The sequence below is a fragment of the Bacillus cereus group sp. BceL220 genome, assembly GCF_051776965.1.
Classification (GTDB): domain Bacteria; phylum Bacillota; class Bacilli; order Bacillales; family Bacillaceae_G; genus Bacillus_A; species Bacillus_A cereus.
In genome coordinates, this window is record NZ_JBPWBC010000002.1 from 140,972 (window position 1) to 156,079 (window position 15,108).

Consider the following 15,108-nt stretch of genomic DNA (forward strand, 5'->3'; position numbering starts at 1 on the left):
AGTATGACAAATAAGCAAAGCGCGCAGAGCTAAGATTATATATATTTATCGAAGTCAGAAATGGATACATTAGGGTGTTTTTATACTAATATTTAGGCCCCATCATCATGAATTGATTCGCGAAGCTATCCATTGCTCTTCTATATCTATCTAAATCATCTCCTATCTTTCTAAATTCATCAATTCTATAGACAAGTTCTTTCTCTACTTCACTTAACCTTCTTTCAATTTCTTTAGCGGTATTTCCTTTCCAGCTATGTCCCAATAGTGTTTTTATGGCATTGACATTTTTTCTGTGATTTTCTAATTCTAAAATACACGATTCTAAATCATTTTTGGCACCTACTACATCGGCAGCATGTGCTATAACATCATAATTTTTCATGAAGATCACCCGTTTTTCAGTTTTGTTTATCAACAGTTTCAAATTCAACCGCTCTTTGTTCTATGAAATCAGCCTCAGAACGAATACGTTCCATATACCCTCTTTGAAATCCATAAATGCCGTATGTAAGTGTATTAATTAAATTACCATCAACACTAGCTGGTGATTGTTGTAATACATTAATAATTTTATTGCTTGCTTGTACGATCTTTTGGTTAATATCATCAATTTCTCTTCTTAAATCTGAAGTAATTTGTTTAACTTCTTCGACTGTTAAATGAATTGTAACCCCATCAGCGCGCGGGGACCCCTGAATTTTCTCTCCTGTCTCCCCATCGTACATATTCGGCATATTTAAATAACCGTATTTATCGTGACTAAGGTTATCCATGGAATGAAAGCTTGGTCCCATAAAACCCATGAAAAAACGAACAGTATTATAACCATTTGTTAAAAAAGGTAAAAATGGAATATAACTACTTGCATCATGAATCCTATTATCATTTTTTATATCTGGTTTATCTGTATAAAATAAATGACCTATACGACCTCTATTTTTATTATCATTTCCTCTAAAACCAGTAAATACAGTATCATTGGGGTTTCCGATAGTTGTAATTTGATCTTTATAATCCCCCCTTAAGGCTTTTTCCTTTTTATCTTTAGGTAATGAATCAATAACATTTGGAGCTTCGTAACTAACAACTGCTACATCATTCATAACCCCAGCGTATTCACCTAAACCACCACCTAGAGAATGGCCGGTTAATGTAAGCTGGTATCCGTCTAACCCATTTTTAGGGTCTTTCATATATTTCTTTACTTCTTTTGTTAAATCATCAGCATTAGTAAATTGACTTTCTGCAACTATTTTTTGCTTTCTTTCTTTCGCCATAGCGAAATTAAATTGTTCAGTTAAAGGAAGTGATGAAGTGTCAAAGCTATTCATTTTTTCCAAACTATCTTGATTTTTTCTAAAACGATTACCCATAACATCAAATACATCTGCATCATAAAAATCAGGTGCTTCCCAAGAGCCGCGAAAAGCAATCACAACTTGTTTTGTTTCTTCATTCTTGTAAACAGTGGCATCAAAGCTATTATTTGAGTTATGAAGAACAGCACCATTTATTTCTACAGGTTTCCAAATCTCTTTTTGTTTACCAAATTCTACAACTTCTGTAAGAGCATCACCATAACTACTAGTAGCCAAATGGGAAAGGCTTTTATCTGAAACTGAACTTCCCATATTTCCATCTCCTCAAAAAAGATTTATAGTTATATTATAAATCTTCTTAAGGAGGAAATATATTGAATAAGAGAAAAAAGGTGAATATTGCCATTTTTACAATTTTATTATTAATAATAGGCTACATATCTTATACAATGTACAACAAAAATATTACTCAAGATAAAGCTTCAAAAGTAGCAATAAACTATATGAAGGATAAAGAAAATATAGATCTTGTAGTTACTAAAGTTGAGATTTTACATGGAGTACGTGATGGTTTTATTGATGTAGAAGGTTATTCTAAAAATGATAAGAAAAAGGCAATTCGCGTTACGATAAACAAAACGCAAAACTATTTAGTCTCCGGTTGGGGATTTAAGGATCAAAGGTAAACGATTAGATTACTCAAATAGTAAATTCAAATGAGAAAAAGGCACCTTAAGTTGCCTTTTTTAACTAGATTTATTATTAACTAATGTATCCCCACCACCAAGCTCCGCCTCGATCTTCGAAGTCTTCGATGACTCATCCATACGCCAATACGTAATAAAGCTTATCGCGATACAGCCAGCTACGTAGAAGTAGAATAGTGATTCCATTCCGATACTCTTTAGCAATAATGCGATGAACTCAGCTGTTCCGCTTTTACAATTGCGTTAATGGATGTGTAGCCAATAAAAATGATGAGGACGAATATCATGAGTGAAAATGCTACCATGGGTTCTATATCCATCATTTTTGAAACTTGGTGGATATGGAGGGATCTGGTACTTTTTTGGTTTTGTAGGTGAACTTGATGTGGGATTGGTTGTTAGTTTAGGAGATAACGCGCTCGAAATTTGTCGGTAAATCGATATGTTGTGTCGAAACGTTGATATATTCGGAGTTACGATCGATATAATCGAATAATCGTTGATATATTTTTTTAAAGAGTGGGATTGGTTGTAGATTAATGTAGAAATTTAATGTTTTCGAAAAAAAGAATTGACTTCTATATTAGTTGTAACTAAAATAGTTACATAAAGATGTAATCAATTTAGTTACAACTAATATCTGCTAAAAATATGATTTATATATTTAATTAAGGATGGTGGTCCATACGTTGCCACCCGGTGTAGAAAGTTACTAACACATTCAAATCAATGCATATTCTAAGCTTTAGTATTTTCTGTTACGGGGCAATAAGGTGCAACGTTATCTTTTGTTAAAAACCTTGGTGGATCTTTCTTTGGAAATATTAGTTTTGGGGAAATATAGTAAGGTATCTAAAAAAAGAAAAAGGTATAAAAAGATGTACTTATATAAACCAAAAATTTAGTTGAGCTGGATAATAAAAAAAAGGTAGGAGATTTAAATGGAGACGAAACAAGATAACCTTATTTACGTATGGGATGCATATTGTGGATGGTGCTATGGTTTTTCAGAAAGTATTAAAGGATTTTACAAAAACCACACTGAAGTGCCATTAACGGTTTTATGTGGAGGGTTATTTTTAGATAATTTACCAATGAAAAACTTCTCATATATAGAAGAAGGAAATAAAAGAATTAATCAACTTACAGGTGCTGAATTTGGTCCTTCATATCAAAAATTGGTGGAGGAAGGGACTTTTAAAATGAATTCGAAAGATGCTGCAATTGGTTTTTCAGCTTTACGCTCATTAGCGCCAGACCGTTTATTAGAATTCACTTCGGCTATGCAAAAAGCGTTTTATTATGAGGGCCAAAGTCTGAGTGATCCTGAAACATATCGCAAGATTGCAATCGAGCATGGTTTGGACCCTGAACAAGTATTAGAACGTTTAAACGCTCAAGAAACGATAATAGATGTCCAAAATGATTTCAATAAAGTTCGACAGCTGGGTGTTAATAGTTATCCTTCATTACTTTTACAAAAGGATAATCAAATTATTCCTATTGGTGGTGGCGTAATGACGCCGGATAAAATTGAAGCACGTTTTAAAAATTTATATTAAGAAAATTTAGGATATAGTAGCAAACATGTTATCTTAGGCCACCTGACATTCATCTCCGTAATATTCGCCAGTACTATTACAATTTCAGATAAATGGGATTGGGAGATTTTATCGGAACAAGATAAAAATATGATAATTAGTTAATAACTTTAACAAAAGGAGAATAACATACTATGTTTAAAACAATCGATACAAATCAAAAAGATGTGAAATTAACGGTGTTTAGTTCGGACGAAAAAAGCTTTATGGTCACAGCAACATTAGTTGAGAAAGCAGGACATGCATTTTTAATAAACTCAAAATTTACTCAATCTGATTCGAAAGAAATTGTAGAGTATTTGAAAAAAACCAACTTATCTCTAGATAAAATCTTTATTATTCATGGGGATCCAGACTACTACTTTGGATTAGAGAGCATTAAAGCCGTTTACCCAGAAGCTATAGCGTATGCTACAGAGTCTACTGTTGAACATATCGTTCATTCTGTCTTAGGGAAATTAAAAGTTTGGAAAGACGCCCTTGGAGAAAATGCGCCAAGTAACGTGGTATTACCTCAAGTGTTTAAAGAAAAAGCGATTGATTTTCAGGGGTTAACATTTGAACTAGTAGGCTTAGATCATTACAGAACTAGCTTATTTAATAAAGAGCTGAAAGTATTAATTGGTGGTATTGATGTATTTAACGAAATACATGTATTCTTAGCGGATACTAGCTCAAAAGCCGCGATGGAGGCGTGGATTGAGAACTTGAAAGTGTTACAAGCATTACATGCTGACATAATTGTACCAAGCCATGGATCAATCGAAAAATCCCTAAATAATCAAGCACTTACTGCGACAATGGATTATCTAAGAACTGCGGTTCAAGCTTCTGAGGAAAGTGGAACTTCAAAAGATTTTGTGGCAAAACTTGAAGCAGCATATCCAGACTATGCAAATAAAGGTGTATTAGAATTAAGTGCAAAAGTTGTAACAAAAGAAATGCCTTGGGGTTAATGATATGAATAAATATCAAAAACTATTACATGAAACGTATGTGTTAACTGGCGAAGGGAAATTGGATGCGTTCAAAACGTATTTAAGTGAAAATGTATCTTGGACAGAAGCTGCTGGGTTTCCATATGCAGGTACTTATATAGGTCCAGATGAAGTAGTGAAAAACGTACATGAACGTCTTGGCACGGAATGGGATGACTATAGCGCTAAAGATGAAATTTATACTTTTAATAACAATACTGTTATTGTGTATGGAAAATATAGTGGAACATATAAAGCTACAGGGAAGTCATTTGTAGCAGATTTTTGTCATCTTTATAAGTTTGATGAGAACGATAAGGTTAAGAAGTTTATTCAAATTGTGGACAGTGCAACTGTTAATGAGGTATTAAGTTAGAGCTAATCGTTTCTAATATGTCTTGTATAGGGGGGGCTAGGATAAATGAAATTCCTAACATTACCCCTGACATTACATTTTGGGGAAGGTTTCTCCTTCTTCAAACTTTTTATAGAAGAAAACTTATTTAAGTAGAAGAGGTAGGTATATATGAAATTAGAGAAAAGTTTAATCATAACAATTATTTCTGTATTTATTTTAGGAGTAGTTTCGACTTTGGTATATCAAGCTTCCACCGGTAATAACAAAGGAAACTCAATAAAGAGCGAGAATGTTGCTTCTGTATCAAAAGAAGTGACAGAAAATGAAAAGAATAAAAAGATGGTAGTTGATTTCTATAATGAAGTTTTTAACAAACATAATATCGATATTATCCCTAAATATGTTAGCGAAGATTATAAGCAACATAATCCTTTTGTTGCTGATGGACGAAAAGCCTTCATGGATTTCTTTAAGGAGGATTTTGTTAAAAATCCTAATTCCTCTGCAGAGATTAAACGTGTAGTAGCTGAAGGGGATACAGTTGCTCTTCATGTACACTCTCGTACTAATTCTCAAGATAAGGGAGTTGCTATAGTGGATATATTTCGTATCAAGGATGGAAAGATTGTCGAACACTGGGATGTAATTCAAGAGATTCCAAGTGAAGCAGCTAATGATAATACGATGTTTTAGATAGAAGATATATTTAATAATTGTCTAATTGATAGTGCGGTATAGAATTTAGAAATTTAGATAATTAGTTATCAAATTTGGAAATCATTTAAAAATAGCATATTAAATGATGGCACAAATTAATACGAAATAGCTCTTTAATAAAAAATCCGACTCATTAAAAAATGAGTCGGATTTTTTATTAAAGAATAGTGCTAATTTTGTGGTTCGGCACCATCTAAATTTGGAAACCATGAAAGTATAGGTACTCTATATCCACGTAAAGTAAAATCGTAATTTTTTCCTTCTTTTATGTTTGCTTGCAGATTCACTGAATTAAACTTCATCATAAGAAGGCTATCCTCATTAGAAATAACTTTTTCAGCTCCATTTTTTTGCTCAACCTAGTACAATCTCACCAGTATAAAAAAGACCACCATTACTGGCAGGCCTTTTTTGGTAGTTTTAGAAATTTAATTATAACATATTAATATACAAATTATAAATATACTTTTCCCAAAGATACTATAAGTTTTTTATAATTCTTGATTTCTCAATTTTCATTGCATGATGAATTTTTCTATAAGTATTAACAACTAACATTAAAATTATCAATCCGCTAAATTATTAGAAAAAACTGGTTATCTATATAATTATTTGGTAAAATATAGATATAATTAAGAGGGTAAAGTTAATATAGATCAACTAAGTAATGCTAAGAAAATGTTTTATTGCATAAAAAAAGGCTCCATTGCTGGAGCACTCAAAATAAACAAACGAATTAAAACAAGAAACAGACAATTTAACTATATATATAAAACATAAATAAATCTATATATATGTAAAAATGAATATAAAAACTCTATTTATTGATGCTATAATAGGTTTACTCGATGATTGTTATATTTTTTTATGGTTTTTAAGCAATAAATACCTTCTTAACACCAAGTGTACAAGTAAAAGAAGACATCTTAGGCGATGTCTTCTTTTCTTATATAATAACAACACAATAAAATTAAGATGGTTTAAGTCGGAGGAAGGCACCTTTGGGTGTCTTTTCTTTGTCGAATTTGCCTAATAGGGGCAGCACCACATTGCTATCAAGTTCAAACATAATTTTCATCCAAAACAAAAAACGAGCTGAATTCACATAAATAACTGTAGAGAGCTAACAATTTTATTTTGGGAGTACTTTAAAATATTAGCTTGATGGTGATGGGATAGTACCCCTAAAATGTGAATTTACTATATTAATTTGTTTCTAGTCTTAAAAATGAATAAATTTAACATCAATAGGGATTTTGAGATAAGTCATACGAGATACTTGTAAGCCTTAGCTGAAGTGTAAAATTAATTAAATATCTATCAATAGAATAAATCATATTGATAGATATTTAATATTGTAAATCTGCAAGTTCTTGATGTTATTTCAGTTATTTATTAATTTCAATATATTTTAGGTTCATGAGTACTTACTGGGGATATTATTAGAAATATGTATTGAATTAAATACAAAGTGTATCTAGTATATTGTCTTTTTCTACCTTGTTGATACCAATATATTTCAGTGTAATTTGTAGGGTGCTCTAATTGAGTATTTCTTGCAACATCGCCATATCTTTTGTTTATAGAACCAATATCCAAAGGTTTTTAAATTATATATGAATAAATTATGCCTTCTTAGATAAAGTAAATCGAGTTCAGATAAACGAAGAACATAGAATACATAAACTTTAACTAGACTTATTATTAACTAAACTATCCCCACCACCAAGCTCTGCCTCAATCTGCGAAGTTTTCGATGACTCATCCATACGCCAATACGTAATAAAGCTGATCGCGATACATCCAGCTACGTAGAAGTAGAATAGTGATTCCATTCCGATACTCTTTAGCCATAATGCGATGAATTCTGCTGTTCCGCCAAATATCGCAACTGTTAGTGCATATGGTAAACCTACGCCAAGTGCGCGAATTTCAGTTGGGAAGAGTTCTGCTTTTACAATTGCGTTAATTGATGTGTAACCAGTAACGATAATGAGACCGACCATCATGAGTAAAAATGCTACGATTGGTTCTGTCGTTTTTTCCATGAAGAAGAAGATCGGCGCTGTTAGTAATGTTCCGAGAATACCGAATGCCATTAATAGTGGGCGGCGTCCAATTTTATCGGATAGTAGCCCTGCAATCGGTTGAAGTACGACGAAAATAAGTAGTGCGACAAAGTTAATCCAGCTTACAACTTCTTTCGGAAGGCCGACTGTGTTTACCATGAATTTTTGTAAATATGTTGTGTACGTATAAAATGCAACAGTGCCTCCTAGTGTTAGGCCGACTACTGTTAATACTGCTTTCGGGTGTTTCATAAGAGCGCTAATGGTTCCTGCGCTTTCGCGTTTTTGTGATTTTATGTTTGAAAACTGTTCCGATTCATCCATTGTGCGGCGAAGCCATAATACAGCTACTGCACCCATCGCTCCAATAATGAATGGAATACGCCATCCCCAAGCTTTCATATCTGGTTCGCTTAGTAATTGCTGAAGAACAATTTGAACTCCTAACGCAACCATCTGTCCGGCAACGAGCGTTACATATTGGAAGCTTGAATAAAAACCACGGCGTCCACTACTAGCCATTTCAGATAAATATGTTGCGGAAGTTCCATATTCTCCGCCGAGTGACAACCCTTGAAGTAACCGAGCAAGAACTAAAATAATTGGCGCCATAATACCGATACTTTCGTAACTCGGTGTACAGGCGATAATTAAAGAACCACCGGCCATAACCGTAATGGAAAGCGTTAAGGCTGCCCGGCGTCCGTGCCGATCCGCATAGCGTCCCATTAATAAACTTCCGATAGGGCGCATTAAAAATCCAACTGCGAAAATAGCTGCTGTGTTCAGTAACTGACTCGTTGGATCGCCTTTAGGAAAGAACTCTGCTGAAAAATAAACAGCGAAAGCAGAGTAAACGTACCAGTCGTACCATTCAATTAAATTACCGACGGAACCTTTGAAAATATTGCCGGCGACTCGGTTTGATTTTACTTGAGCCATACTAATTCCTCCTCTTGCTTAGTAATAAAATGATAGTTATGAAAGCGTGTTCATTATAGTTGAATTGTACTGTCTATAGAATTAATTCTCAATATTATGACAATTTTATTCTTTTTGTACTTTATGTACATGGAGAGTTTTAATAGTTGCTTCATTATCGGTTTTGTCATAATAATAGAAAAAGGAGATTGATAGTTTTGAATATTTTATCAAAGGATATGAAGCATGAAGAAATCACGCAAAGTGTCACTACAAACGAAAATAGTAAGTTTAATTATTACGTTAATTTTATTTGTCGTTCTCCTATTAGCGGGAATATTTGTTTACATTCAGTCCGTTGATACGAAGCGCCAAGTAGAACAGTTAGCACTGCAAACGGCTAAATCTCTTTCTTTTATGCCAGCGATAAAAGAGGCTTTTCAATATAACGAGCATAAAAGTACCATTCAATCCATTGCGGAACAAGTTCGTGAGCAAGCTGGTGCGGATTATGTCATTATAGAAGATCGCTATGGGGTTATGTATTCCCATTCAAATTCTGAGTTAATTGGTAAAAAGAGTAACAATCCATATAACTATGAAGCACTCACTTTTGGCGGATACTATACGCTTGAAGGAAATGGTACAAGTGGCCCGGCTTTAATGGCGAAGGCACCTATTATTGTTCATAACGGAGATTACGATCAAGTAGTAGGCGTTGTGACAGTAGAGTTTTTAATAAAAGGTATTCAATCTAACATATTGAGCAGAACGAAAGAAATTATACTCTTTTCTTTAGCTGTATTATTAATCGGTATTGTTGGTGGAATTCTTTTAGCACGTAGCATTCGTAAAGATACACTCGGTTTAGAGCCGAATGAAATCGCAGCGCTATACCGGGAACGAAGTGCGATACTACTATCTATAAAAGAAGGGATTATCGCCATTGATCAAAACGGTTTTATTACGATGATGAACACCTCAGCAGAAGAAATGCTTCATGTAAATGATGATTATATGCAGCAGCACATTTCAAAAGTTTTACCGAATTTTAATGTGGAAAGAGTGCTAGAAACCGATCAAGAAATCGCATTTCAAGATAAAGTATTTATTTTAAACATGACACCGATACTCGAAAATAATAATACAGTAGGCGTTGTATGTAGTTTTAGAGATAAAACAGAACTGCAAAACCTTGTGAACACAATATCTGAGGTAAGAAAGTATTCAGAGGACTTACGTGCTCAAACACATGAATTTACAAATAAGCTTTTCGTCTTATCAGGACTACTTCAGTTAGGGCACTACAGAGAAGCAATTGAATTTATCCAGCAAGAATCTAACATTCATCAAAGTCAAAACCATATTTTATTTCATCAAATTCACGATGTGAAAGTACAAGCTATTTTATTAGGAAAAATCGGAACAGCGTCTGAGAAGAAAATTGATTTTCATATTGAAGGAGATAGTGCGCTTCATCCGTTACCAGACCATATAAAAGTGTCGCATCTTATTACGATCCTTGGAAACATAATCGATAATGCATTTGATGCAGTGAATGAACGAGAGGAAAAGAATGTTTCCTTCTTTGTTACGGATATTGGGCACGATATTGTGTTTGAAGTGATAGACAGCGGGATAGGGATAACGGCAGAAAAAATAACGACCATTTTTCAAAAGGGATTTTCAACGAAAGGAACTGATCGTGGTTACGGACTAGCAAACGTGAAAGAAATGGTAGATCTACTAGAGGGAACAATTGAAATTCAAAACGAGAAAAATGGGGGAGCTATTTTTACAATTTACCTTCCGAAAACATTGAAAGAAAGTACATGACAAACAGGGGGATGGACATATGTTGAAGGTTGCAATTGCAGAAGACGATTTCCGCGTCGCGCAAATTCAAGAGGAGTTTTTATTGAAAATAAAGGATGTAAAAGTGATCGGAAAAGCATTGAACGCAAAAGAAACGATAGAACTACTACAAAAGGAAGAAATCGATTTGCTTCTATTAGATAATTACTTACCAGATGGAATCGGACCAGACTTATTACCACAAATTCATGCTGACTTTCCAAGCGTTGACGTCATTATGGTAACGGCGGCGAATGAAAACTATATGCTAGAAAAAGCAATTCGAAACGGCGTAAGCAACTACCTTATAAAACCAGTCACGTTAGAAAAATTTGTTCGCACAATTGAAGACTATAAAAGAAAGAAGCAATTATTACATAGTAACAATGAAGTAAATCAAACACTCATCGATAATTTCTTCGGCATTTCGCAAACACAAGACATAAAAAACTTACCGACAGGTGTGGATCCGTTAACACTGCAAAAAGTGAAAGGGATTATAAAAGGATTTGAAGAGGGCATTACAATAGAAGAAATGGGAGAACAAATGGGTGCCTCCAGAACAACCGCAAGAAGATATTTAGAATACTTAGTAGCGACCGGCGAATGCACAGTAGAGTACACATACGGCATTATCGGACGACCAGAACGAAAGTACCGAATAGGACGAGGACTATGAAAAAACGATTATTACTATGTATATGGGTTATGACAGGAGTAATAGCTGGTTGTTCCTCGGAAAAATCTCAAACGAATACAGTAAACATAGACACAGTAGAAATCGTTGCACCAAACGTTCCAGGAGCAGGATGGGACTTAACAGCGCGAGCAATGCAAAAAACACTAACAGAAGAAAAAATCTTCACAAAACCAATCACAGTCACAAACAAAGTAGGTGGCAGCGGTGATGTCGGATGGAAATATACGAAACAAAAAGGCGGTCACGTACTGGCGATTAACTCAAGCTTACTCATAACGAACAACCTACTAGGCCACAGTAAACTAACATATAAAGACTTCACCCCGCTCGCAACACTCGCATCGGACTGGGAAGTCGTTGTCGTATCAAAAGACAGCACCATAGATAACGCAAACGAACTAATGGAACAACTAAAACAAAACAAGGAAAACTTCAAAATCGGAGTTGCCCCCGGCCTAGGAAACGACGATCACCTATCCTTCGTACAAGTAAGCAAAGCATTCGGCATAAACCCTGCCGAACTACAATTCTTCGTCTACGAAAACAAAGAAAAAATCATAAACGCCCTAACGAACAAACAAATAAACGCCGCAACCATGACCCTATCCGAAGCCGAAAAACAATACAAAGCCGGCAAAATAAAAATACTAGCCGTATCAGCACCAAAACGACTAGACCGCCTACCAGAAATCCCAACGTGGAAAGAACAAGGAATCGACGTCATCTTCCAGCACTGGAAAGGAATTATGGGCCCAAAAGATATGACGGAGGAAGAGGTTGCTTATTGGGATGGTGTGATTAAGAGGATGGTTGAGAGTGATAGTTGGAAGGGGATTTTGAGGGAGCGGGGTTGGGAGAGTTTTTATAAGGATAGTGGGGAGACGAGGGGGTTTTTGGAGGAGAGTGGTGGTTGGTATGGGGGGATTGTTGGTGGAGATAGAGGAGATAAGCAATTTTAGTGTTTTGTATTTATAGAATATCGATATCACTCTTAGTGTATATATTTATATAAAAATTTCCTTTTATAAAAATAATACGTTATTATAATTTTATAAGTTAAGATAGAAAGGGAAATAAAATGGATGTTAATAATATAGAGTTACCAGAATCACTAAAAGAAGTACTTTGGGACGGGTGGATACTCCTTGGTGTCATATTTATTATATGTACTCTGCTTGTAATTATTAGATCTTATATACCAGATGATATTCTACCTATAATTAAAGGTGCTATAGCATTAGTTATTTTAGGTGGGATATTTTATCTAGGTTATTAAAATAATTATTATAGTTTATGAGTGAAAAGGAGTTAAGATGGCTAAGCGAAAGAAAAAGCAAGATGAATCAATACTGGGATCTTTACTAGTTATTACGTTTTTCGGGGTGTTGTGGAAACCGGAATTTTTAGTACCAATAGTAATGGTATCGGCAGCAATTATATTATTATATATGTATGTGAATGTAAAAAAGCTAAGAGAACTTCGGCAATCAGGAATTTATGATATTGATAAAATGAGCGGACACCAGTTTGAAAAATATTTAGGAAGTCTATTTCCAGCTTTGGGTTATAAAACAGAGATTACTAAAGCATCTAACGATTTTGGTGCAGATTTAATTTTGAGAAAAAATGATAAAAGAATTATTGTACAGGCAAAACGCTATAAGAATAACGTTGGAATTAAATCTGTTCAGGAGATTGTTAGTGCAAAAGAATTTTATAAAGCTGATGAAACATGGGTTGTTACAAATAGTGAATTTACAGCTGCAGCATACAAACTCGCTAAAGTGAATCGAGTTGTATTAATTAATCGAGAGAAACTTATTAAGTTAATTAGTCAGGGCAAACGAGAAAAGAGAAATTAGTGATACAAAAGGTCAGGTATAGACTTATGGAAAAGGCACTATGAAAAGTGTCTTTTTGTTTTGGATATAGAAAAATAATCCAGAAAACTTATATTTTAGTATATAATTTAAAATGAGAATGGCGTGTAATAATATTTTTAATAGTAAAAGAGAACTTTTGAACATTTTTTATTATTGCAATTTATTTGTTTATATATATATTTAATTTATATGAATGACAAACACGCATAATATGAAAAAAGAGGGGATTCTTGTGGGTTTACATATTATACCGAATGATTTGCCGAGCTTAACTCCAGGTGAGAGAAAAGTACTTGAAAAGGTTCGGTCTTTATATAAAGATGTGCAAAGAGAAGCGTATTTATATATTCAGCCAAGAATTAGACATTTAGAACCTGATTTTATTTTAATTGATTCACAAAGAGGGGTAACAATCTTTGAAGTGAAGGATTGGGAACTTTCTTACATTAGTAGAGCGGATAGAAGAAAAATAGATTTAGCAGATGGGAAACAGGTAGATAATCCGTTTTGTAAAGCTAACTTATACCATACTGCAGCACAGAGATTATTTAGTTTGCAAGATGTTTTAAAAAATGAACGGAACGAATTAAAGTTTAAATTACATACTAACGTTATATTTCCGTATCTTCATTCTAATAAAATTGAAGAGAGTGGATTAGATCAAGTATTTAATCAGCCACCAGCACAGTGTATTTCATCTGATATGTTAAGTACAGTAAATATAAATCAATTATTTAAAAATGAATTTAGTTTCGTAGAAGAAGATGAAATTATTGCAATACGAACGCTATTATTCCCAGAAATTAAGGTTAGTTGTAGCGATAATCAAATTAGTACAAAAGAATTAATTACAGCACTAGATGCAGAGCAAGAGCGTTTCGCGAAGCGTGTACCGTACGGTCACTATATGGTAACTGGAGTTCCGGGTAGTGGGAAAACGGTTTTATTGCTAGCTCGTGCAATTCATCTAGTACGTGAACACCCAGAGTGGAAAATAAAAATATTAACGTATAATAGATCGTTAAAAACAAAAATTGAGAACAAATTGAATTCTTTAGCAGCTGATCTTGCTTTTATGAATGTGCGCTTGGAGAATATAGATATTAGCACTTTTCATAAATTTGCGCTAGATACAGCAAGTATATGTGTACCCCAAAAAAATACAGTGAAGTGGTGGAATGAAGAATTGCCGGAAGTAGCTATACAGCGAGCTCAATCATCATATGATGCTGTTTTAGTGGACGAATACCAAGACTTTCTAGATGATTGGATTCGATTATGTGTGAAGTCTTGTAAAGAACATACGTATGTTAATAACCAAAAGGAAACTGTTACTGGGATAAATTTATTTTTAGCAGGAGATAGACTCCAGAGCATCTATAACAACTCAGATCATAGTTGGAAGAGCTTAGGTATTGATATGCGCGGGAGAAGTTCTTTATTAAAGAAATCTTATCGTGCCGGTAGTCAACATATAGATTTAGCCCTTAATTTCTTGAAACAAGAAAAGAGATTGGAAGAGGAAGTAAATAAATTTTATTGTCCAATGAGCGAACTATCTTTTGAGAATGAAATGAAAGATGGAGTTAGTTTTATTGAAGGATCATATGAAGATATTAGTAATAAAGTTTACGAGCTTATTAAGCGCAAGGGCTATAAGCCAGAAGATATATTAATTTTGTGTAGAGAAGGAAAAGATTGTGAGAATATACAAAAGAAATTAAATCGTGAGATACGTCAAAAAGTAAAAGTTACAAAAAATATTACTGAAGGACATTTAATTATAACAACATATCATTCATCAAAAGGTCTTGAGGCACCAATTGTCTTTTTAGTTGATGTGGACAAGTTTGAAAGAATGGAGCTTGAACAAAATGATATTAAACTACGTAAGCTATTATATGTAGGCATGACAAGATCATCTGAGCATTTATACATTCATGCTGGAAGTTATGATAAACCTTCCTTTGGACAAGTATTAAGGAACGAAATATCTTGA

The 15,108-nt window shown here is 33.9% G+C and carries 13 protein-coding genes and 2 pseudogenes; 10 read left to right on the forward strand and 5 right to left on the reverse strand.

Going from position 1 to position 15,108, the window contains the following annotated elements:
- Positions 1-85 precede the first annotated feature (85 nt).
- Positions 86-385: a hypothetical protein gene (locus ACS2FK_RS05560; protein ID WP_002093893.1), complete on the reverse strand. Its 300-nt coding sequence runs from the start codon at positions 383-385 to the stop codon at positions 86-88.
- 16 nt (positions 386-401) lie between these two features.
- On the reverse strand, positions 402-1,439 hold the full coding sequence (locus ACS2FK_RS05565; protein ID WP_000560057.1) for a lipase family protein: 1,038 nt from the start codon (positions 1,437-1,439) through the stop codon (positions 402-404).
- A gap of 257 nt (positions 1,440-1,696) precedes the next feature.
- On the opposite strand from ACS2FK_RS05565, the gene ACS2FK_RS05570 reads away from it, so the two are divergent.
- The gene (locus tag ACS2FK_RS05570) at positions 1,697-2,008 is read left to right on the forward strand and encodes a hypothetical protein (protein ID WP_001042355.1); all 312 of its coding nucleotides are present in this window, start codon (positions 1,697-1,699) and stop codon (positions 2,006-2,008) included.
- Positions 2,009-2,068: 60 nt separating this feature from the next.
- On the opposite strand, the pseudogene ACS2FK_RS05575 reads toward ACS2FK_RS05570, so the two are convergent.
- Positions 2,069-2,340 (reverse strand): annotated as a pseudogene (locus ACS2FK_RS05575) (alpha-ketoglutarate transporter); the annotation flags it as partial.
- Positions 2,341-2,970: 630 nt separating this feature from the next.
- Between ACS2FK_RS05575 and ACS2FK_RS05580 the strand changes: the two are divergent.
- From ACS2FK_RS05580 to ACS2FK_RS05595, 4 genes are all read left to right on the forward strand, one after another.
- Positions 2,971-3,591: a DsbA family protein gene (locus tag ACS2FK_RS05580; RefSeq protein ID WP_000448622.1), complete on the forward strand. Its 621-nt coding sequence runs from the start codon at positions 2,971-2,973 to the stop codon at positions 3,589-3,591.
- A 173-nt stretch (positions 3,592-3,764) separates the two neighbouring features.
- Positions 3,765-4,586 (forward strand): hypothetical protein, encoded by an 822-nt coding sequence (locus ACS2FK_RS05585; protein ID WP_063546591.1) that lies wholly within the window; start codon positions 3,765-3,767, stop codon positions 4,584-4,586.
- 4 nt (positions 4,587-4,590) lie between these two features.
- A complete protein-coding gene (locus ACS2FK_RS05590; RefSeq protein WP_001046367.1) occupies positions 4,591-4,983 on the forward strand; it encodes a nuclear transport factor 2 family protein in 393 nt (130 codons plus the stop codon).
- A 150-nt stretch (positions 4,984-5,133) separates the two neighbouring features.
- Positions 5,134-5,658, forward strand: coding sequence for a nuclear transport factor 2 family protein (locus ACS2FK_RS05595; protein WP_063546593.1), 525 nt, complete (start codon positions 5,134-5,136; stop codon positions 5,656-5,658).
- A 1,484-nt stretch (positions 5,659-7,142) separates the two neighbouring features.
- Here ACS2FK_RS05595 and ACS2FK_RS05600 read toward each other — a convergent pair.
- Positions 7,143-7,285 (reverse strand): annotated as a pseudogene (locus ACS2FK_RS05600) (tyrosine-type recombinase/integrase); the annotation flags it as partial.
- A gap of 85 nt (positions 7,286-7,370) precedes the next feature.
- Positions 7,371-8,693: an MFS transporter gene (locus ACS2FK_RS05605; protein ID WP_063546595.1), complete on the reverse strand. Its 1,323-nt coding sequence runs from the start codon at positions 8,691-8,693 to the stop codon at positions 7,371-7,373.
- 225 nt (positions 8,694-8,918) lie between these two features.
- Here ACS2FK_RS05605 and ACS2FK_RS05610 point away from each other — a divergent pair, with 225 nt between their 5' ends.
- From ACS2FK_RS05610 to ACS2FK_RS05630, 5 genes are all read left to right on the forward strand, one after another.
- On the forward strand, positions 8,919-10,508 hold the full coding sequence (locus tag ACS2FK_RS05610; protein WP_063546597.1) for an ATP-binding protein: 1,590 nt from the start codon (positions 8,919-8,921) through the stop codon (positions 10,506-10,508).
- Positions 10,509-10,527: 19 nt separating this feature from the next.
- Positions 10,528-11,205 (forward strand): response regulator, encoded by a 678-nt coding sequence (locus tag ACS2FK_RS05615; protein WP_063546599.1) that lies wholly within the window; start codon positions 10,528-10,530, stop codon positions 11,203-11,205.
- Positions 11,202-12,185: a tripartite tricarboxylate transporter substrate binding protein gene (locus tag ACS2FK_RS05620; RefSeq protein WP_063546601.1), complete on the forward strand. Its 984-nt coding sequence runs from the start codon at positions 11,202-11,204 to the stop codon at positions 12,183-12,185. Before ACS2FK_RS05615 ends, ACS2FK_RS05620 begins: the two co-directional genes overlap by 4 nt.
- 354 nt (positions 12,186-12,539) lie before the next feature.
- Positions 12,540-13,088: a restriction endonuclease gene (locus ACS2FK_RS05625; RefSeq protein WP_016125572.1), complete on the forward strand. Its 549-nt coding sequence runs from the start codon at positions 12,540-12,542 to the stop codon at positions 13,086-13,088.
- A gap of 253 nt (positions 13,089-13,341) precedes the next feature.
- Entirely contained in the window at positions 13,342-15,108 is a 1,767-nt protein-coding gene (locus tag ACS2FK_RS05630; protein WP_080469737.1) for a UvrD-helicase domain-containing protein, read from the forward strand.